15 protein-coding genes and 2 pseudogenes are annotated in these 18,683 nt (G+C 55.6%); 5 read left to right on the top strand and 12 right to left on the bottom strand.

Annotated elements, in window-relative coordinates; genetic code table 11:
* Nucleotides 1–23 precede the first annotated feature (23 nt).
* The 4 genes and pseudogenes from JIO00_RS18215 to JIO00_RS29865 all read left to right on the top strand — a co-directional run.
* Complete coding sequence (locus tag JIO00_RS18215) at nt 24–266, top strand: hypothetical protein (protein ID WP_102594866.1); 243 nt, start codon at nt 24–26, stop codon at nt 264–266.
* 11 nt (nt 267–277) lie between these two features.
* A complete protein-coding gene (locus JIO00_RS18210) occupies nt 278–451 on the top strand; it encodes a hypothetical protein (RefSeq protein WP_010455603.1) in 174 nt (57 codons plus the stop codon).
* An 86-nt stretch (nt 452–537) separates the two neighbouring features.
* Nucleotides 538–1,116 (top strand): hypothetical protein, encoded by a 579-nt coding sequence (locus JIO00_RS18205; protein WP_010455601.1) that lies wholly within the window; start codon nt 538–540, stop codon nt 1,114–1,116.
* A 305-nt stretch (nt 1,117–1,421) separates the two neighbouring features.
* A pseudogene (locus tag JIO00_RS29865) lies at nt 1,422–2,068 on the top strand (VanW family protein); the annotation flags it as partial.
* A gap of 38 nt (nt 2,069–2,106) precedes the next feature.
* On the opposite strand, the gene JIO00_RS18195 reads toward JIO00_RS29865, so the two are convergent.
* From JIO00_RS18195 to JIO00_RS18150, 10 genes and pseudogenes are all read right to left on the bottom strand, one after another.
* On the bottom strand, nt 2,107–2,373 hold the full coding sequence (locus tag JIO00_RS18195; protein WP_010455597.1) for a hypothetical protein: 267 nt from the start codon (nt 2,371–2,373) through the stop codon (nt 2,107–2,109).
* Between the two features lie 18 nt (nt 2,374–2,391).
* Nucleotides 2,392–2,769 (bottom strand): DUF6124 family protein, encoded by a 378-nt coding sequence (locus JIO00_RS18190; RefSeq protein WP_010455595.1) that lies wholly within the window; start codon nt 2,767–2,769, stop codon nt 2,392–2,394.
* A gap of 1,147 nt (nt 2,770–3,916) precedes the next feature.
* Entirely contained in the window at nt 3,917–4,345 is a 429-nt protein-coding gene (locus JIO00_RS18185; RefSeq protein WP_442793953.1) for a DUF7668 domain-containing protein, read from the bottom strand.
* A gap of 238 nt (nt 4,346–4,583) precedes the next feature.
* Nucleotides 4,584–4,988: an immunity 22 family protein gene (locus JIO00_RS18180; RefSeq protein ID WP_234452902.1), complete on the bottom strand. Its 405-nt coding sequence runs from the start codon at nt 4,986–4,988 to the stop codon at nt 4,584–4,586.
* Between the two features lie 464 nt (nt 4,989–5,452).
* Nucleotides 5,453–6,430: pseudogene (locus JIO00_RS18175) on the bottom strand (RHS repeat domain-containing protein); the annotation flags it as partial.
* A gap of 63 nt (nt 6,431–6,493) precedes the next feature.
* Nucleotides 6,494–6,826 carry a hypothetical protein gene (locus JIO00_RS18170; RefSeq protein WP_010455584.1) on the bottom strand — a complete coding sequence of 111 codons (333 nt, stop codon included), beginning with the start codon at nt 6,824–6,826 and terminating at the stop codon, nt 6,494–6,496.
* A gap of 7 nt (nt 6,827–6,833) precedes the next feature.
* Complete coding sequence (locus tag JIO00_RS18165; protein WP_010455583.1) at nt 6,834–11,480, bottom strand: RHS repeat-associated core domain-containing protein; 4,647 nt, start codon at nt 11,478–11,480, stop codon at nt 6,834–6,836.
* The gene (locus JIO00_RS18160) at nt 11,480–12,217 is read right to left on the bottom strand and encodes a DUF4123 domain-containing protein (protein WP_200666524.1); all 738 of its coding nucleotides are present in this window, start codon (nt 12,215–12,217) and stop codon (nt 11,480–11,482) included. Before JIO00_RS18160 ends, JIO00_RS18165 begins: the two co-directional genes overlap by 1 nt.
* Nucleotides 12,207–14,249, bottom strand: a complete 2,043-nt coding sequence (tssI, locus tag JIO00_RS18155) for a type VI secretion system Vgr family protein (RefSeq protein ID WP_200666522.1) — start codon at nt 14,247–14,249, stop codon at nt 12,207–12,209. Before tssI ends, JIO00_RS18160 begins: the two co-directional genes overlap by 11 nt.
* 131 nt (nt 14,250–14,380) lie before the next feature.
* The gene (locus JIO00_RS18150; RefSeq protein ID WP_010455578.1) at nt 14,381–14,896 is read right to left on the bottom strand and encodes an Hcp family type VI secretion system effector; all 516 of its coding nucleotides are present in this window, start codon (nt 14,894–14,896) and stop codon (nt 14,381–14,383) included.
* 416 nt (nt 14,897–15,312) lie between these two features.
* Here JIO00_RS18150 and JIO00_RS18145 point away from each other — a divergent pair, with 416 nt between their 5' ends.
* Nucleotides 15,313–15,990 (top strand): type 1 glutamine amidotransferase domain-containing protein, encoded by a 678-nt coding sequence (locus JIO00_RS18145; RefSeq protein ID WP_145308222.1) that lies wholly within the window; start codon nt 15,313–15,315, stop codon nt 15,988–15,990.
* A gap of 171 nt (nt 15,991–16,161) precedes the next feature.
* Here the strand turns inward: JIO00_RS18145 and hglS are convergent, their stop codons facing one another.
* Nucleotides 16,162–17,553, bottom strand: coding sequence for a 2-oxoadipate dioxygenase/decarboxylase HglS (gene hglS / locus JIO00_RS18140; protein WP_145308224.1), 1,392 nt, complete (start codon nt 17,551–17,553; stop codon nt 16,162–16,164).
* A 177-nt stretch (nt 17,554–17,730) separates the two neighbouring features.
* Nucleotides 17,731–18,678, bottom strand: coding sequence for an alpha/beta fold hydrolase (locus JIO00_RS18135; protein WP_010455571.1), 948 nt, complete (start codon nt 18,676–18,678; stop codon nt 17,731–17,733).
* Nucleotides 18,679–18,683: the final 5 nt, after the last annotated feature.

Here is an 18,683-nt window from a genome sequence, read left to right as displayed (position 1 = left end):
AAGCCCATTCAATGGAGCCCGTCATGAGCGAAGACCTCAAGCCACCTGACCTCGATGCCTGGCAGCGCCTGTTCGAAGACAAGGCCTACTGGCAGCAATCCCCCGACGCCCACTACAGCGAACTGCTGCGGGTGGCCGACGACTTGCTGGGGCAGGGCGCCATTGACCTGGAACAGTGGCAGACCTTCAAGGCCAAGGCCGAGCAATCCCACAAAGACTCGCCCGCGGTGAACGTTGCACAAGAAGTCGATGATCCCGAAGCCTGAGGAGAACCACCATGAAACCCCAATCCCCCGACACCGCCGAACACCCTGACGAACCGCGACCACCCGGCGAAGTCGAACGCGACAACGATGCCCTGCGCCCCACCGATCCGACCCGGCGCAAGGAAAGCGGCAAGGGCACGCAAAGCGGTGAATCCACCGCGCAAGAAACTGCAAAAAATCCCTGAACTGCGTCTATGCTGAGTTGCACAGTCGGCGATGACCCTCGGGCCAGAGCCGTCTGCTGCCACCCAATCACAGGGAAAGTATGCTTATGAAACTCCACGCACTGACGAAAGCCATCACCCTCGCTACCTTGCTGTCTGCCACCAGCCTTGGCGCCATGGCTGCGGATATTCCGCTGTCTGCCGTTGTGGAAGCGGATCAAGTCACCACCAAAGTCGTCTCGGTCGACGCGGCTAATCACCGGGTTGTCCTGGAAGGGCCGGAAGGTCGTCAGGTCCATGTACAGCTGACCGATAAGGCGAAAAACCTCGGTAATCTGAAAGTCGGCGATCAAGTCGACATCAAGGTCACCAGTTCCGTCGCCGCCCACCTCGACACCGATGTCGACAAAGGCTTGCCAGGCACTGTCGAGCGCACAGGCGAAGTCCGTGCCGCCCCCGGCAGCGACAACCCGGGCGGCGAAGCCTACCGTCAGGTGCAGGTTCAGCTGAAAATCACCAAAATCGACTTGAAGAAAAACCAGCTGACCTTTGAAAATCCTGCTGGCCAGTCCAAGACCATCGACGTTGTCCGGCCCGAAGTTCAAGCAAAATTGAAAGACCTGAAAGTTGGACAGAGTGTCGTCGTGACCTACACCGATATCCTCACAGTGACCAGCAAACACTGAAGTTGAGTATTAGCTCTATATATTGATTGTTCTCGTACAGTTTTTTTGTATAAGAACAATCAGTTTTAATGGTCGAACTGGTGAGTTTTTTGTTGTCGTACAATTAATATTTAAGATGACATTTAATTAATGTTGTATCGATAAATTTCATGATTATGTATGCGGACAACTTCGCCAACTTCCATTAAAATACTTCCCGTTCGCCCAGTGGCAAGGCTCTTTACCAGTGCATGGATTGCCGAGGCCATTACACTGGGCGAACACCTCCCGGGTGCGATACGCACCTGCAGCAATACGTCAACGCCGAATCCCGCTTGCCGTTTCGCTACCTCAAACACACCTCCAAGCTGACCCGTAAACTCGGCAACTCCGATATTTTGCGCTGCAACACAACAAAGTCATCAACCTCAAACAGGCCGTGTCATCAATTACGGCATAGTCATCGCGTCGGGTGAATACTTTTCCCTCTGCCGCCCGGTCGGTCGACTGACCCGCAAACGCGGCGTCGAAGGTATGGACCTGTCATTTGGTAGCCATTCAGTCGCCGCCTTTAGTGGTGGAGCGGTCAAACCACAGCTTCGATCGGTTTCCTGATGAAGGTCGGGTACTGCCATTCGGTTCAGGGGCGGTGATTTTTTATAACTACGTTGATCTGGTATTGCATAACCCGACGGATCGGCATTTTCAGTTGAAGTTGAAGTTGAACGTGGGCGAGCAGCAGTTGGAAGGGGAATTGTTGTGTGATCGGGTGCGTGGAGGTTGGTATCACATTTATCAGGTTGGGCATCGGTTTTTGCGCGAGGGTGGGCGGGTGTTTCGGGGGAATGAGATTTGGCGGGAGGTGCGGAGTAAAGGGCAGGGGAGTGAGGTGTTGGGGAATGAGCGGCTTTATAGGAATTGGGTGGTTGTTAAGTATGAGGTTGGGGAGAGTTTGTTGGTGGTGAATGGATGAAAAACGGGTGATCTTAAGATCGCCCGTTTTTTGTTTGTTTAAGTTCGTGCCTGTAATCGTCGACCGATGACATCCAGCAAATCGCAGCCGTCGCGTAGTTGAGTTGCTATTACCTGAGCGAAGTCCCGCAATAGCGTGGCGTCGCCGGTGAGCGATTCGTTCAGTGCCATTGTTTCCAGCAATTGGGTCACGCTGCGGATTCGATGTGCCGCCGTGTCATGTAATACGTCGAGGGGAGCCTCAGCATCAATCAGCAGGGAAGGGATCATGCAGTCGATGCCGGTGATTGGCATGTATCGAGCCATGTCTGATTCTCCTTTCTCTCAAGACTCAGTGCCCGACGGAACGTCGGACGCCTCGCCGGGTGGATCGAGGTTATCCAGCGCTCGGTTTACCAGCAGCTCGCCCAGGACGGCCAATTGCTGAATCGACAGCGCGAGGCTGCGGTGTGAACCCTCGAGTTCACAGGCCAGGTCAGTGGTGAGAACGTTGAGTGAAGCGAGGGTTTCGCAGGCATGACTTAGCAGGGTTTCGGTGTCGATGTTGGGGAGGATGGTGAAGACGTGGCTGACGGGGTCAGGTTTTTTTGGGTCGCGGAGGCGGGCGCTGACGGCGCGTTGGGTGGCTTTGCTTAGTTCTATCGTGTCTAGAGGGGCAGCCGAATCCGAGAGTCCAGGGGGATTTGGGGTGATCTTTTTCATGGTGAATCTCCTTGATCAAATGGAGCTACCACTACTCGCTGTCAAACAAGGGTGGCAGCTGTGCGCGGGTTGACAGACCGAGGATCAAGGAACCCGGCGCACCCGAAGGTGCCCCACGCACAGCCGCCATAATACGGAACGGCGGGCATAAAAAAAGTGCCAACTGTTCACATGACGGCACTTGCATGCCTTGATAACGTTCGGTCTGTCAAAACCGGTCACTGATATGCAGCGACTGTCGAAGGTTATCGGCATGGGAAGCTGAGCGCAAGTTCGAATATACGCCGTAGCTTGCAGGAAATCTCCGACGGAAAATGGGGACAGATTTATTTTCTCTAGTGAAAATAAATCTGTCCCCATTTTGCTGCTGCTCGGTCTTTCCAATATTGAGGAACTTTTTTAAAAGTTCCCTATCTACAGGCGCATCTAGGTGTTGGTTATGTCCGTAAGGATGTACTGCTTCTCGACCCTTGCCTTTTAAGGTTGTAAGGTGAGTCCTACACTTAGCTCAAAAAGCGGCCCCTTTTCATGTTGCCTTGAGTGGTGCAACTAAAACTGTTGAGGAACCCCATCCTTCATGATGTAAGGTGCACCGCCTTCTTTCGCTCTATCCAAATTCGACATGCCTTTAAACGAAGGAAGAAACCCTTTAGCCTTGACTGGAGACCGGCTAATGGGTGTCCCGTTTCTTTAGGGTTTTAGTTGTCTTTTTGGGCGTTGTAGGTTCGTAGCATTTCCTCTGAACCGTCCCAGTTCGGGGGCGTCTCCCAATTTATATTTTTCTTTTTTCCAATTATTGCGCCAATAAATGTATTTTTTCATCATAAAAAATGCGACCGTCCCAACTGATACTGTCAATGAAGCGCATTGATAGTATTGCGTCAGGCGCCATACTTGAAAGCGCATTTAAAAGCTCTTCAAGTCCTGGCATTACCGATGAAGTTGTGTTTGCAATTTCTTTTTGAGTGGTGAGTTATTTTTTATACGCATCGCTAGTTTTTTTTATAATGTAATCGTTTTTAAAAATGAAACTTTCGTTAGTTGTTTTTTTTAATAGTTGAGCCGATTTTATCCCGTCGTCTGCGAGATGAAAGTTTTGCTGTAACAAATCTAATATATTCATGGTTTAAATATCTCGATATCCCCGCTACGGGGTACTTTCAAGAGAACTTCTTGCTCCCCCCCCCCCCCCCCCCCAACGATCTTTCGAATACTGCCATGACCACTTGTCCCCTTCTTTGGGGGCGCCAATTTTAACTCTCAGAATAAGTCCATCCTCTTTCGCAAATTGCCTGGCGATATCAGGTGATCTTGTCCATGAAGTATATGGTGAAAAAGGGGACAGATTTATTTTCTCTAGTGAAAATAAATCTGTCCCCTTTTTGCTGGTCCCCTTTTTGCTGTATATCAACACAAGGGAAAGAGTCAGGTCGCTCATTCCTTCCTCCTTTGTCCACAGAGGTGTATCGAGGGCTAAGCCAGAGCCATCCTTGTACTCATAATTATCTATCTTTTCTACGAAAGACGCTGGAGGTAATGCCAATGTATTGCCGTACTCGGAGATTCTTGCATTAATATCCGGTTCGTTGAGTATTCCATACTAGTTTTTGCCGGAAATTTTATCAAGATCACCAATAACCAGTGCGACAATAAGATCTATTACCTCTAGTTAGAGGCTCTTGTCAATTTTCACTTTCATCGGTTTCCTGGTATACGAGTCGAAGTCTCCGGATTAACATCAAGGATTTCCCAGGGATAGATTTATTTTAGAATGCAGAAATATATTTATCCCTTACTCTCTAGTCTCTGAGAGTTTAGTCTTGGTATTCAAAGCTTCCTCGGTATGTAAATAGATTATTTCTGATTTTAGTGTTTTGGGGAGTGCCCGAGAAGGAGTAGTCGTAGATTGCAACTATGGTGTCTATAGGCGCATCGGTCAGAGGAGTGTTTTTATTTTTCATGTCAGACGCGATGTCAAGGTCGTATGAGCATCCGTCAATTGCATTAATTAGAGAATTGGTTGGCTCGATTTTATCTGCTTCGACAGTGTCATCGTCAACAAAACCAAGTGAGAAAGCCTTACTGAACTCAGAGCCAAGAAAGTCTCCGTCGTCAGAATACTCTGAGCTCATCACATCTCGAAGAGTAGACGGTTCCCAATCGGTGTTTGCCGTCCAAATAGAAACGATTTTTTTCGAGCCAATTTTTTGTTTCCTCAATTTTTTAGTCCTGAAGGTAGAGCATCGGCACCGCCTTCCAATCGCCGTCCAGCCCACTCATTTAGGCCTTTTCGGAATTCACTGTGATCTTTGGAGTTGTCGATAATGTCTAGGATTTCATTATGCGCTTTCGTCGAGCCTTTACCGCCATGGTGCCCAGCAGGATTGACAAATTTCACATCTGAAATTGCGGACCGTAGCTCATAAATTTGTTCTGCATTCACTCCCCAGCGCTTGAATGTATCCGCTCTCGAAACCATGTGCCATTCGTGAATTCCACTTGGGTACCTCAACCTGGCTTTAATGAAGTCCTGATAGGTTTTGTTGGACCAAACCGTATCAAATTCGTCTGGAGTCAACTCATTGAACCACTTATTAAATGCGCCATCTTTGACACTTGGAATGCTACCGCCGGGAACCAATTCCTCTAAGGACTTTGTTTTAGGAGTACAGTTTGGGCCGCCGGGACAGACTACTGGTATTGTTTCCAAACCTAAAGGATCGACCCAACCTGTTGGATTGGGTACATATCTGTAGTTGTTCAATCCACCCGCTAGCTTGATTGGATCTGGCGTCAGATACCGCCCGGTGCCAGGATTGTAGTAGCGATGCCGGTTGTAATGTAAGCCCGTCTCAGCATCGAAGTACTGGCCTTGGAAGCGCAGCGGGTTATCAATTTCCGCCACATCAAGGGTGGCGAGGTTGCCGTAGGCGCGGTATTTCGCCGACCACATGATCTCGCCGCTGTAGTCGGTGAGTTCTTGTGGGGTACCGAGGTGGTCGAGTTGGTAGTAGAACGGCTCGGCTTTGAGCGGGCCTTCGCCATCGAGCATCGCCAAGGGCCGGAAGGAGCCCGGCTCGTAGATGTAGCTGCGATAGCGGTTGTTGGCGCTTTCGGCGATGAGGCGTTCGCCTTGCCACAGGAACTCTGTGGTTTGGCTGTCGACGGTTTTGGCGATACGGCGGCCGAAGGCGTCGTACTTGTAGCTTGCGATGCTGCCGCTGGGGAGGCTGACACCGATGAGGCGGTGTTGGCAGTCGTAGCGGTATTCGGTGACGAGCTTTTGCCCGGTGCCGCGGCGCTCACGGCTCAAATTGCCATAGGCGTCGTAGTCGTAATGTCGATCACCCTGCATCAGCAGGCGGTTACCTTTGACGTTGGCCAGGCTTGCAGCCTGCTGATCACCTTGGCCGAGCAGGTTGCCTGCCGGGTCATGGGCGAAACTTTCCGGCGTGGTGCCACGAACGTTGATCAGCCGGTCGAGCGGGTCGTAATGATAGCTACGATTGCCTTTTCGGCTGTCATCGATGCCGGCGAGGTTACCGTTGGCATCGTAAGCGTAGCGACGCTGGAACAGGTTGCGATCCTGCTGGTTGACGCTATGAGCTTGCAGGCGGCCTTGTTCATCGTATTGGTATTGGCTGAGCAACAGACCCTGTTGAAAAAGGGGACAGATTTATTTTCTCTAGTGGAAATAAATCTGTCCCCTTTTTGTCAATTTTTTTTATTTTTTGAATCTGTGAATTACAACTTCACTTTCTAGTTGGTATCCGGATACAAAATCCGATAGACCTGCGTTTACGATGTCTTCCCATCCGGCGGGAGTGGTTCCTATGTCATCTGTATATTCAAGCCATTCAGCTTCTTCAAATTTTTTATCACTAGCATCAAAAGTCTCACCTTGTTGAATAGAGACTTTAGTTATGTCTTTTGTGCATATATCAAACTCGCAGGCGGCTCCGTATATAGTGCCTTCTGGCGATTTTATAATTATCAAGTCTGCGCCTTGACCGTATGTGCTCACATATGCATCTGCAGCATAGAATATTTTTTCCATATGATCCTCACATCGGGAATGCGGTAACAACGTTATTTGTGTTTGGTTTAACTACAATTCTAATTGAGTTCAATACCGGATGACCGTCCGCTGCGCCTGGGAGTCCACCTTTAAATCCTGCATTTGGGTATGGGACATCGTAGATCCAGTTTCCGTTACCAGGTTGTTCGACGTATGGGGTTATACCATCGCGCTTGGCTATCGCCCACGCATTTTCCGTCGCTTTTATTGGTTCCTCTGTAAAGACACCATGAGGTACCGGTCTGGTGGGGTCGTCCGCGCCATGTCGACGTACGTGGTCTGCTCGAGTTAGTCCTTTTTTATCGACTCCATTCCAGTCCAAATCCCCATTTGGTTTATGGTTAATCGGTACTTTTGTCTTGGTATTTCCAGGGCATTGAGGTTTTGTAGTTACCAACCCCAACGGATCCACCCACCCCGTAGGGTTAGGCACGTACTGGTAGTTATTCAACCCACCCGCAAGCTTGATCGGATCCGGCGTCAGATACCGCCCGGTCCCCGGATTGTAGTAGCGATGCCGGTTGTAATGTAAGCCTGTCTCCGCATCGAAGTACTGCCCCTGAAAGCGCAACGGGTTGTCGATTTCAGCCACGTCGAGGGCTGCGAGGTTCCCGTAAGCGCGGTACTTGGCAGACCACATGATCTCACCGCTGTAGTCGGTCAGTTCCTGCGGTGTACCGAGGTGGTCGAGTTGGTAGTAATACGGTGTGGCCTTCAGCGGGCCTTCACCGTCGAGCATTGCCAGCGGCCGGAAGCTGCCCGGCTCATAGATGTAAGTGCGATATCGGTCATTGGCACTTTCCGCGATCAGGCGTTCGCCTTGCCACAGGAATTCGGTGGTGCTGCCATCGACGGTTTTTTCGATACGGCGGCCGAAGGCGTCGTATTTGTAGGTTGCGACGCTGCCACCCGGCAGGCTGGCGCCGATCAAGCGGTGCTGGCAGTCGTAGTTGTATTCGGTGACGAGTTTTTGCCCGGTGCCGCGACGTTCGCGGGTGAGGTTGCCGTAGGCGTCGTAGTCGTAGTGACGGTCGCCCTGCATCAGCAGACGGTTGCCTTTGACGTTGGCCAGGTTCGCACTGATTTGGTCGCCTTGGCCCAGCAAGTTACCGGCCGGGTCGTGGGCGAAGCTTTCCGGGGTGCTGCCGCGAACGTTGATCAGCCGATCGAGCGGATCGTAGTGGTAGCTGCGATTGCCTTTACGGCTGTCGTCGATGCCGGCGAGGTTGCCATTGGCGTCATAGGCGTAGCGGCGGCGGAACAGGTTGCGTTCCTGCTGGCTGACGGTGTGGGCCTGTAACCGGCCTTGTTCGTCGTACTGGTATTGGCTCAGCAACAGGCCTTGTTGGCGCTGTAGTTCGCGACCGGCGCTGAATTGATGCGTGGTCAGGCGCGAGCCGTTGAGGTCGATGCTGTTCAGTCGGCCGCCGGATTGGTGGCGATAATCTAGTTTGCTGCCATCGGGGAGGCGGCAGTGGCTGAGTTGACCGAGTTTGTCGTACTCGTAGCGCAGCGTGCCCCAGCCTTGGTGCTCGGTGATCAGACGATCTTGCAGGTCGTATTCGTAGGCGAGCGGCCAGTGGCCGTCGTCGACGTTTACGAGGCGCCCGAACGCGTCGTAGCTGTAGTGAATTTCTTCGCCATCGGCCAGGGTTTTTACCAGCAAGCGGCCGGCGGCATCGCGCTGGTACTCGGTAATCAGTTCGCTGCCGTCGTCACCGAATTCGGTTTTCTTCAGCAACTGGCCGTTGAGGTCGTACTCGTAGGTGGTGCGGCGACCGTCGAAACCGGTTTCCTGCTGGATCAGGCCGTTAGGGTAGTAGTCGAGGTGGTAATGCTCGCCACGCTCGTTTTCGATCTCGGTCAGCAACAGGCGCGAGTTGTCGTAGCGGTAGCGCAGCTGGCTGCCATCCGGGTTGAGGCGGCGGCTGACCAGGTGCAGGCCATCGGCGTATTCGTAGCGGGTGATGCGACCCAGTTCGTCACGCTCGGCGGTGACTTTGCCGTAGGCGTTGTAGGCAAACGCCCGGGTTGCGCCACCGGGCAGGGTGATCTGTGCGAGGCGATTGGCGGCGTCCCATTGGTAGTGGGTGATCGCACCGGTTTCTTCCTGACGGGTGATCTGCCGGCCCAAGGCGTCGTAGCGGTATTTGCGCTGGCCGCCGTCGGGCAGGCTTTCTTCCAGCAGTTGACCGAGGTTATTCCAACCCAGTTGATGGCGGCTGCCATCGGGGTGGCGGATTTCCAGCAGACGGCCCTGGCGATCGTAGCTATAGAGGGTGGCGTTGCCATCCGGGTCAATCTGTTGAGTGATGTCGCCCTGGTTGTTGCGTTGATACTTCCACGTGGCTTTGCCGCGATGAACATCGCTAACGAATCCATTGCTGTATTCGTAAGTAACAGGTTCATCTTCTGGGGGAATGACAGCCGTCATCAGGCCGTCTTCGTCATACCGGTATTCGGTCACGGCACCCAGTGGGTCTTTTTCCGCGATCAATTGGCCTTTTTCGTCATAGGCCTTGAGGTGTTCAGCTCCGTCGGGGTCAACCTTGCTGATCAATCGCGCTTTATCGTCGTGGGTGTAGACCTCTTCGCTGCCATCGGCGTTGGTAACGGTCACGCTACCTTTATCGTCCCAGGCGTAATGCGCTTCCATCTGCGAGAAACTCGCCCAGTGATGGATGCAGCGAGCCAACTTGCCTTCGCTCTCCCATTCCCAGAAGAAACTGGCGCCGCCTGCCAGTTCCCGCTCAAGAATCACGTGTTGATCGTCGTAGCGATAGTGCTCGGCTTCGCCGGCAGCGTTCTTCGCTTCGATCAGGCGATGCTGGGCGTCATAGCTGTACGTAACCAACGTCTGGACGGTGTTCCAGGCGTCTTCCAGATTGTCTGCCGGAAGGAACTGCTGATAGTCGACGGCAACGATGTGCTTACGGTCATAACGCAAGAGCAGGGCGCGACCGGCACCGTTATCGAGGCGTTTGATCCGGCCGTGAATGTCACGGGTGATATGCAAGCGGTTGCCATAGCTGTCGCTGATGGCGATCAGGGTTGCGCCTTTGCTGTTGAAGCGGAAGTGGTAGAACGAAGGACGGTTGCCCGCCTGCGCCAGTACCAGTTCCGATGGGTCGTCACCGATAAAAATCGCAGCCCGGGACAGGCTGTTGGTGATGGCGGGGCGTTGCTGGCTCGGCAACGGAAATGGCGTGGCCCGGTTTTCGTGGTCAGTCCAGATGACCTCGTCACCGTTGATTTCGATACGGTGGGCCAGCGCATGGCTCCAGCCGTAACCCAGACCACAATCGATTTCCACGGCACTGGTTCGGTACAGGCGCGTCCACTCAAAGGGCAACAAACCGTCGAGCTGGCCATCACTCAGCGTCAACAGCTCTTCGCCGGTGACCATCGAAACGGGGCACTTGTCTGTACAGGTTTTAGCGGCGGGCTCAGCACTTTTGTCGGCAGGTGTCGTCGCCTGTCTGGAAACGTCATCGCCGGTCTTCCCTTTGCCCAGTTTGGCGTTTTTCTTCCCGTCAAAACGCAACTGCGCCAAACCCTTCTTCATCTGCGCCGTCACACCACGCGCCGCAACAGCCGTGTACTTCGTGACGTATTCCATGAAGCCTTTGATGATCTTGAACACCGACTCCACAAAACCGGTGACCGCCTTGATGATGATTTCGCCGTACTTCTTCAACCGTGCAGCAAGGTAGATGACGCCAGTACCTTCAGCCGCAATGGTCAGTACAATCGAAATGACGATATCGATGGCGATGCCGACAACCGCCGCCGTGGTCATTTTCGCGACGTCGCCGGCCATCTTCATCGGTGGCAGGCCCGCGAGCCAGATAACGGCGCTACGTACCATCAGGAACAGGGCGGCCTCGTCGCTGGCCAGCAACATGGCCTTTTTCATGACGTCGGGCGCTTGTTTGGCCAGATCGATAAGTTTCTGGGTGCCAGCCCCGAGATCCTTCGCAAACTTGCTCGGGTCTTGCAGGATGTCGAGCACCAGACTGATGCCGTCCCAGACGCCTTTGATCGCTTCCCAACCACCCTCAAGAATGCCATTGCCGACGGCCATGGCGGTGCCTGAGGCGGATACGTTGGACCATTGCGGTTTGAAACCGGCCCACTCCTTGCGCAGGAAGCCTTCCAGGTCCGCGGTGAGACCGCCATAGGAGCTGAACAACGTATCAATCTGCGCCGATGTCACTTCATTGTGAACGCGGATCTTGTAGAACTTGCCGGGCACACCACCTGTCCAGGCCGCTTTGCCTTGAGCATCCAGTTTGACCTTGCTGATCGCGCCGCCTTCTACCGCGACGATTTCGACTTCGATATCGCCCAGCGGAATGTCATAGACCGATTCGAATTTGCTTTCGATCAGCAGCGGGCCTTTGAGGGGACACTGAGCCACGTTAGAGGAGAAGTCACCGTCGGTCATGCTGACCGATTTACTGGTGCCGGCAACCTTTATCACTCGTTCCATGCCGAGCAGGGAGGGTAGGTCTGTTGCGCGGCTGCCTTTATCGGCGACCTTCGCGTACCAGGTTTTGGTTTGTTCCTGATACAGCTTCAGACTGTCCTTGAACGTACTCAGTTGGTTGTCAACGTAGGCAACGCGATCCATCAGCCTTGCTCCAGAATCAGGTGGTTTAACAGTACTTCATTCAGGTTTTGCGGAGCATCCGGGCGACCCACGAAACGTGCGATTTTCAGCTTCAGGTTGCTCTCAGGGTAAGCGGCGTAGATGTCTGGACGTTCCTCTTCCAGCCATTGCATCAAGTTGCCAATCAGGGTTGACGGGTTTTTCTTGGCCAAGCCATCGAGCAACGTCTTGGGCACTTCCCACCACGGCCAATCCTTCGCTGGCGGCACAACCCGCGGCCCAACCTCCAGACGCTTCCCATTAATCAAATACCGATCAAACACCGGCAGCACTTCACCCGCCGCATCACCCAATCCTTCAAGAATCGGCAAGATATGCCGCCCATCCCAAAACCGGAAAAACACCTCGGTCCCATCGGGCATACGCACCTGGGTCAAACTGCGAAGGTGTTCGAACACCACCTCAGGCGTGCTGGATGAAACCGCCAGCCAACCCCAGTCCCGCGCATCCGTTTCGGCAATCCACTGCAGAAAACCGGAGGTGGGTTTCAACTCGACGAGGTAGGGCATGACCTGTTGCCAGCCCGCGTAGGGCGTTCCGCCCCAGATCGGGGTCGCTTGGGTCATGGGTTCATTTTGATAAAGCGTCTTGAGCGCTTCAGCATCGTTGGCGGCGCTGACGATCAGGTACAGGCGTTCGTCTGCTTGCAACGGTTTTTCAGCAAGCCACGCTTGTGGCGTCAACAGATCAGATCGCACAAGCACCTGCCTTACACTTCTCGCACTCTTCACAAAACGGCGCATTCCGCTTCAACGTATTGATCTGCGCCGGTGTCAAAACCGCCCCAGCCTTATCCGCATCCGCCTGCTTCAACACCCCCGGCAACAACGGCGCAGCCCCCGTCCCGCTTCCCGGCCCACCCCCGGAGTTCATGTTGATCACCGGCCCGCTAATGGTCACGCCGCCAGCATCGATCTTGATAAAGCTGCCACCCCCGATCAGCGTCAACTCACTGCCCGCTTCCAACACGACTTTCATGCCGCTGCTCAGGTGAATCTCCTGGCCCGCGTCGATGAATTGCCCGGTACCAATCTTGATGTGCTGGTTCACGCCCACGGTCAGGTGGTCGTTCGCCCGGGCTTCGACTTTGCGGTCGGCGTAGACGGTGTGGTGTTCTTCGGCCTTGAATTCGCTGTAGCTGTTTTGCTCGACGGTGTCGTGGCGTTCGTTGCCGACGCGGATTTTCTGGTCGTGTTCGACGTTTTCGTCCCAGTCGCGCTGGGCGTGGAGGAAGATTTGTTCCTGGCCTTTTTTGTCTTCGATGCGCAGTTCGTTGAAGCCGCCACCGCCCTTGGAGCTCAGGGTTTTGAAAGTGCTGCGGGTTTTGTTCGCCGGCAGCGGGTAGGGGACGACGTTTTCCTTGTGGTACAGGCAGCCGCTGATCAGCGGTTGGTCGGGGTCGCCTTCGAGGAAGGTGACGAGCACTTCCATGCCGATCCGCGGGATGGCGATGCCGCCGTAGTGGGCGCCGGCCCAGGCGGAGGAGACGCGCAGCCAGCAGCTGGTCTTGTCGTCGGCCTGGCCTTCGCGGTCCCAGTGGAATTGCACTTTGACGCGGCCATACTGGTCGCAGTGGATCTCTTCACCCTTGGGCCCGGTGACCACGGCGCTTTGGCTGCCGAGGATGCGCGGTTTCTTTTGTGTCAGCGGCGGGCGGTTCGGCACGTCCCACGGGGTGGCCTGGAAGCGGTTGCGGTAACCCTGGTGGAAATCGCCCTTGAGGCGGGTGGTGTCGCTGGTCACCGACTCTTCCAGCACTTGCGGCTGTTTGCCTTCGTGCAGGACTTCGGTCAGCAGCCAAAGGTCGTTCCATTTGGCTTTCGGGTGTTGGGTCAGGGCCAGGAAATGGCCGCTGACCAGCAACGGCTGATCGCTTTTGCCTTCGGCAAGTTGGAAGTCGCTGCGGTGGCGTTCCAGGTTGCGCTTGGCCAGGTGTTTGCCGCGATCGCGGTCGATGAAGCGACCGGGGTAGTCGTAGTCTTCGAGGTCGGGCAGGGCGTCGCCGCGGTTTTCGCTTTCGAGGGTGAGGCGCGGCTTTTCAAAGTCGTAGTCGCGGCGGGTGGTGCGGCTGGTGCGGGTTTCCAGGCGCAGGTCGAAGCGCTTGATTACCGGGTTGTTGGCGACCATGCCGGAGTCTTGCTGGTAGGCCACGGGTGCGAGTTTCGGGAACACCGTCTGGTCATCGCCGAACACCAGTTTGTGGGCTGTGGCGCTGTGCTGGAAGTGGTAGTGGATACCTTCTTCCTCGCACAGGCGCTGGATGAACTGCAGGTCCGATTCATCGTACTGAACGCAGTAAATGCGCTCGGGATAAATTGCCCCGACCTTGAATTCATAGGCGTTGCTTTGGATGCCGTGTTCTTCAAGGACCATGCCGATGATTTTCGGCACGCTGAGGTTCTGGAAGATGCGTTGGTTGATGCGGTGCGCGAGGTAGGACAGTTGCGGGCGCAGGGTCACCGCGTAGCGGGTCAGGCGTTTGCCGGAATCACCCTGGGCGGCGCGATAGATCAGGCCATGGATGCCGCTGCCGTCAGGCGAGAGCTGCAAAAAGGCCGGTTTGTGCAGCAGGGTCTCGAGGTCCAGGGACGGCTGTTCACTGACCAGCTCCACCTCAAACACAAAAGGCTGGCTGATGGCTTCCCGACCTTGCAGGGAAAAGACCTGGAAGTCGCTGGAAAGACCTTCGATGGTCAGGGCAAAGTGAGTTTGATTGGCCGGCGCGAACATCCCTTGTTCCTCGTGCAGTGCTGCGGCATGCGCTGACACCCGGAAACCGGGTCAACGGACGCGAAATTCTGGAAGGGCGGAAACAACATCGACCAGCAGAGCTGGCCGATGCTTGTGACGGTCAGCCTGACTTAGGCGACCGGCATACGCCAGTCATCGGAACCCGAAGTACCGGATACTTCGTGGGTCCAGGTGATTTTGCGGTAGGTGAATTGCACTTCTTCCAGGTGAGTGAAGTGCGAGTTCGACGGATCCTGGCAGTTGTGCATTTTGTTGTTGATGGCGACGATGATCGCGTCTTCCAGTTTGGTGGTGTAATAGTGCTCTTGGGTACCTTGAGCCGAAGTGCGGTACCACTGGATAACGATTTCGCTCATGCGCTCGCCGGAGGTCAGAGCAGCTTGCAGCAGTGGCGAAGCCTTGTCGTAGACCTTGGTGATCACGACTGGCTTGTGAACGCGCTGACCGGTTGGCTGGCCGGACTGTGGGTCACGCGGGATGATCACGTCGTGGCTGAAAGCCTGAACCATGACCTGGTCTTCGTGACCTTCTTGATAAGTGTTGCCAACCGAGTCGGCGGTGAATGCGCCGGCGGTGATCAGACCTTGTTTTTCGCCAGTGACGGACATGTACGCTGGAGTAGCCATGGATGTGCTCCTTGCTGAATATAGTGAGGGTGCCCGGGAGGCGGTATCGCCCGGTGGGTGCCTGACTGTTATCAAGGTCCGTGCCAGAAACGGTTAAGGCTATACAAATCAAGGTGTTGAGGCTTTTTTTAAAGTGCCTGGAAGGTTTTTGCAAGGAGCGCCGCATGAATGTGCGCAAGTTCTTGCGCAGCACTGCGCAAGAACTTGCGCACTTGGCCGGAGAGCCTGGCAGGCCGGGCGATCAGCGATCCTGCAAGCGTGTTTGGTGCGAGCAGTGCGCAACTTCTTGCACAGCAAGGCTTTGCGCCATCACGTGAAGGTGTCTGGAACTCGGTGCAACGAATCGATGGGCTGAGTGGTCCATAAAAACAGCGCCGTCGAGCGTCCGAACAACCTGGAAGTGGAGTGAGAACGACATGAAAATCCTGATGGTTTTAACGTCCCACGATCAATTGGGCAACACGGGTAAGAAAACCGGCTTCTGGCTGGAGGAATTCGCCGCGCCGTACTTCGCCTTCAAGGATGCCGGTGCACAGCTGACCCTGGTTTCGCCCAAGGGTGGCCAGCCGCCGTTGGACCCGAAAAGCGACGAGCCAGATGCACAAACTGCTGCCACTGATCGCTTTCGCAAAGACTCCGCAGCCCAATCTGCATTGGCGTCTACCGCGCTTCTGAGCAGCGCGAGAGCTCAAGATTACGATGCGGTTTTCTACCCGGGCGGTCATGGGCCGTTGTGGGACCTGACCGAAGACAAGAACTCGATCGCGCTGATCGAAGCGTTTATCAAGGCGGATAAACCGGTCGCGGCCGTTTGCCACGCACCGGGTGTGCTGCGTCACGTCAAGGGTGCGGATGGCCAGCCGTTGGTCAAAGGCAAGCGGGTGACGGGGTTCACCAACACTGAGGAAGAGGCGGTGCAACTGACGAAGGTCGTGCCGTTTCTGGTGGAGGACATGCTGAAAGAGAAGGGCGGTGAGTATTCCAAGGGCGCGGATTGGGCAAGTTATGTGCTCACCGATGGCCTGCTGATCACTGGGCAAAACCCGGCGTCGTCCGAGGCTGCCGCTGAGGCGCTGTTGGCAAAACTCCGCTAAACACGGAATCTCAGCGGATTGAAGATTCTATGTGGCGAGCGAGCTTGCTCGCGCTGGGCTGCGAAGCGGCCCCAAAAATTCTCCGTATGACGGAGATTTTGTGAGTGCTGCGCACTCAAGCGGGAGCAAGCTCCCTCGCCACACATTGCAATCGGCTGGCAGTTCGTGGAGTCAAATCAGACGCGACAATCTCGAAGTCTCAAAACACTGCTCGATCGAACGCCGCTGCGTCTCGGCATACAAGCCCAATTCATCAATGGTCGGCCGCCCCAGCGCCTGTTCAAAGGCCTGCTGGTTCGAATGCACGCCATAATTCACCTGCGCCGCATCCCCCAGGTTCGACTGGAAAATCCCCGCCGCACTGACCGGCAGAAAATCTTCATACACCAACGGTTCGACCCGCAAGTACCCGCCGCTGAGCAAATCGTCTAGCGACAACGATTTCAGCTCATCCGCCTCCAGGCCTTTTTCCGTGACGAAATAACGAAAGTACGCCAGTTCCTGTTGGCGCATGCCTTCATACGTGTCAGGGAATTCTGCAAAGTGCTGCGTCATCAGCGCGTTGTAGCGTGCGGCATTGGCCTCGTTGGGGAAGTCCTGCAACTCATCACGGGCTGCGTTGAGCAGGCGGTCGTAAAGTGCCCGGCCTTTCGGGGTGAGCGCCGCGCCGCGCTGTTCGATTTCACCGAAGCGTGCGCTGTGGCTGCCACGTGTCCCGGCTTGATCGGTGAAGGCAATCGGCTCGTCGAGCGCCTTGAAACTGGTCTGGCGCAACAGGATCGGGCACTGACGGCGGGGCGGGCCTTCGATCACGGCTTTGGGCGTGATGCCGTGGGCGGGCATTTGCGCCTGGACGATGTCGATGTCCAGGGTACGCGGCGTCAGGTGATTGATGTGCGGGCCTTTGAACGCGACCACATCGGCAATCAGGCGATGCTGTGCGCTGAGTTTCTGGTACTGCTCGGCGGTGACCGTGGCGCTGTGGTGCCAGCGGAAGGTTTCAAGCGCCTGTTCGACGAAGTCCTGCGCCTCTTGTTCGTTCAGACCGCCTGCGGTTTCGGCGCGGTCGATCAGGGCAAGGGCTGTCGGGGTGAAGATCTGGCGTTTATCCAGCACCGATTGAGCGAAGGCTCGCAGCTCCAGGTCTTCGATCAGTTCCAGGCGCAACAGTGAGGTGAACACCCGGAACGGGCTGACTTGCAGGGCGGTTTCATGCACGGCGCGGAACGCGGTGGAGTGCACCGGCACGCCGGCCGGGGTCAGGTCGTAATAGCCCACGGGTTGCATGCCCATGACCGCGAACAATCGGGCGAGGGTGGCCAGTTCGCCAGCGGTGCCGACGCGGATTGCGCCGTGACGCTCCAGGTCCAGCCGCTCGATTTCGCCGGTGCTGTTCAGCTGGCGGGCCACCTGCGGATCGCTGTCGAGCACGTGACGGTTGGTCTGCTCCACCAGCTTCATCAGCGCGCCGTACAGCGGCACTTCTTCGCGGTACATGTCGGACATCGCTTTGGAGAAGCGTTGGCGGATCAGGTCAGGGCTGACGAAGCTTGGGTGGCTCATGAAAAAAATTCCTGGCGCGGTGACGTGAAGGATGGGGGAAAAGATCGCAGCCTTCTGCAACGCCGACAAACGAAGAATCTTACGGACTTCATTCTGCCAAGGACTGCTTCGCACTATTGGCTGCCCACAAACCCTGTAGGAGCGAGCGGGCGGCGGTCCTGCAGGATTGATTGGCGACTATAGGTGCGAACGGCTCTCCGAACGCAGCGATCCGAGGAACTCCCGATACAACCGTGCCGTATTGGCCGGTTGTTCGACCATCGGCATATGGCCAATGTGGTCCCAGATGTCCACGCGCAAATCAGCAATGCCTTTACTCCAGACCGCCACGCTGCTGACATCGATCAGACGGTCCTTGCGCCCCCACAGCAGCAGCGCCGGGCACTTGATGTCTGGGAGTTTGGGCTCCATCGGCGGGCTGGCGCGGAAGTCGTTGAAGATTTCTTCCAGCTCATCACGACTCTGTTCATAACGCTGGGCGATGGCGTCCAGCACCACGCCCGGCACCCACGGTGGCTCGGCCATGGTCATGGCGTAGAAGCGCTGGAATTCTTCCCGCGAGTTGATCAGAAACGGGTTGTGCCCCTTGGCCAGATGTCGCTCCAGGTCGCTGGCCTCGGGGGCGGTGACGCCAGCCGGGTCGATCAGGGCGACGGAGGCAATCCGGTCCGGGTACGTCGCCGCCAGCCACGCGGCGATGTAGCCGCCCATCGAATTGCCGATCACATGGACTTTCTCGACCCCGCAAACGTCCAGCAGCTGGATCATCCGCTTGGCCTGCAGCGGGATGTCATAGCCGCCACCGGCCTTGAAGCCGGTTTCGCCGTGACCGGCGATGTCCGGGATGATCACTCGATAGTTGCCGACAAAATGCCGGGCGAAGCGCAGCCAGATGTTCTTGTCGGCGCTGTAACCGTGCAGCATCAGCACACTGCTGGACGCTTCATAGGGCCCGCCTTGCCAGGTCGAGACGGTCATTTCCGTGATGGGTACGACGATTTTGTGCAGCCGATACAGCTTGGCTTCCAGGGCCATATTCAGGTCATAGAGCCAATAGCCGATGGCCGGGTAACTCAGCCAGCTCCAGGCCACAAAAACCGCGATAAGGACAACCAACACAAGCATCAGGC

It is taken from the genome of Pseudomonas sp. SW-3, assembly GCF_016615645.1.
Classification (GTDB): Bacteria; Pseudomonadota; Gammaproteobacteria; order Pseudomonadales; family Pseudomonadaceae; genus Aquipseudomonas; species Aquipseudomonas mandelii.
Note: the sequence above shows the minus strand (reverse complement) of the source record. Positions and strands in the feature narration are given on the sequence as shown.

Bases quoted from the DNA above. Each gene is read 5' to 3' on its own strand.
- JIO00_RS18215 (WP_102594866.1), top strand. From the start codon at position 24: ATGAGCGAAGACCTCAAGCCACCTGACCTCGATGCCTGGCAGCGCCTG.
- hglS (WP_145308224.1), bottom strand. From the start codon at position 17,553: ATGAGCCACCCAAGCTTCGTCAGCCCTGACCTGATCCGCCAACGCTTC.
- JIO00_RS18205 (WP_010455601.1), top strand. From the start codon at position 538: ATGAAACTCCACGCACTGACGAAAGCCATCACCCTCGCTACCTTGCTG.
- JIO00_RS18145 (WP_145308222.1), top strand. From the start codon at position 15,313: ATGAAAATCCTGATGGTTTTAACGTCCCACGATCAATTGGGCAACACG.
- JIO00_RS18165 (WP_010455583.1), bottom strand. From the start codon at position 11,480: ATGGATCGCGTTGCCTACGTTGACAACCAACTGAGTACGTTCAAGGAC.
- JIO00_RS18190 (WP_010455595.1), bottom strand. From the start codon at position 2,769: ATGAAAAAGATCACCCCAAATCCCCCTGGACTCTCGGATTCGGCTGCC.
- JIO00_RS18135 (WP_010455571.1), bottom strand. From the start codon at position 18,678: ATGCTTGTGTTGGTTGTCCTTATCGCGGTTTTTGTGGCCTGGAGCTGG.
- JIO00_RS18210 (WP_010455603.1), top strand. From the start codon at position 278: ATGAAACCCCAATCCCCCGACACCGCCGAACACCCTGACGAACCGCGA.
- tssI (WP_200666522.1), bottom strand. From the start codon at position 14,249: ATGTTCGCGCCGGCCAATCAAACTCACTTTGCCCTGACCATCGAAGGT.
- JIO00_RS18170 (WP_010455584.1), bottom strand. From the start codon at position 6,826: ATGGAAAAAATATTCTATGCTGCAGATGCATATGTGAGCACATACGGT.
- JIO00_RS18195 (WP_010455597.1), bottom strand. From the start codon at position 2,373: ATGGCTCGATACATGCCAATCACCGGCATCGACTGCATGATCCCTTCC.
- JIO00_RS18150 (WP_010455578.1), bottom strand. From the start codon at position 14,896: ATGGCTACTCCAGCGTACATGTCCGTCACTGGCGAAAAACAAGGTCTG.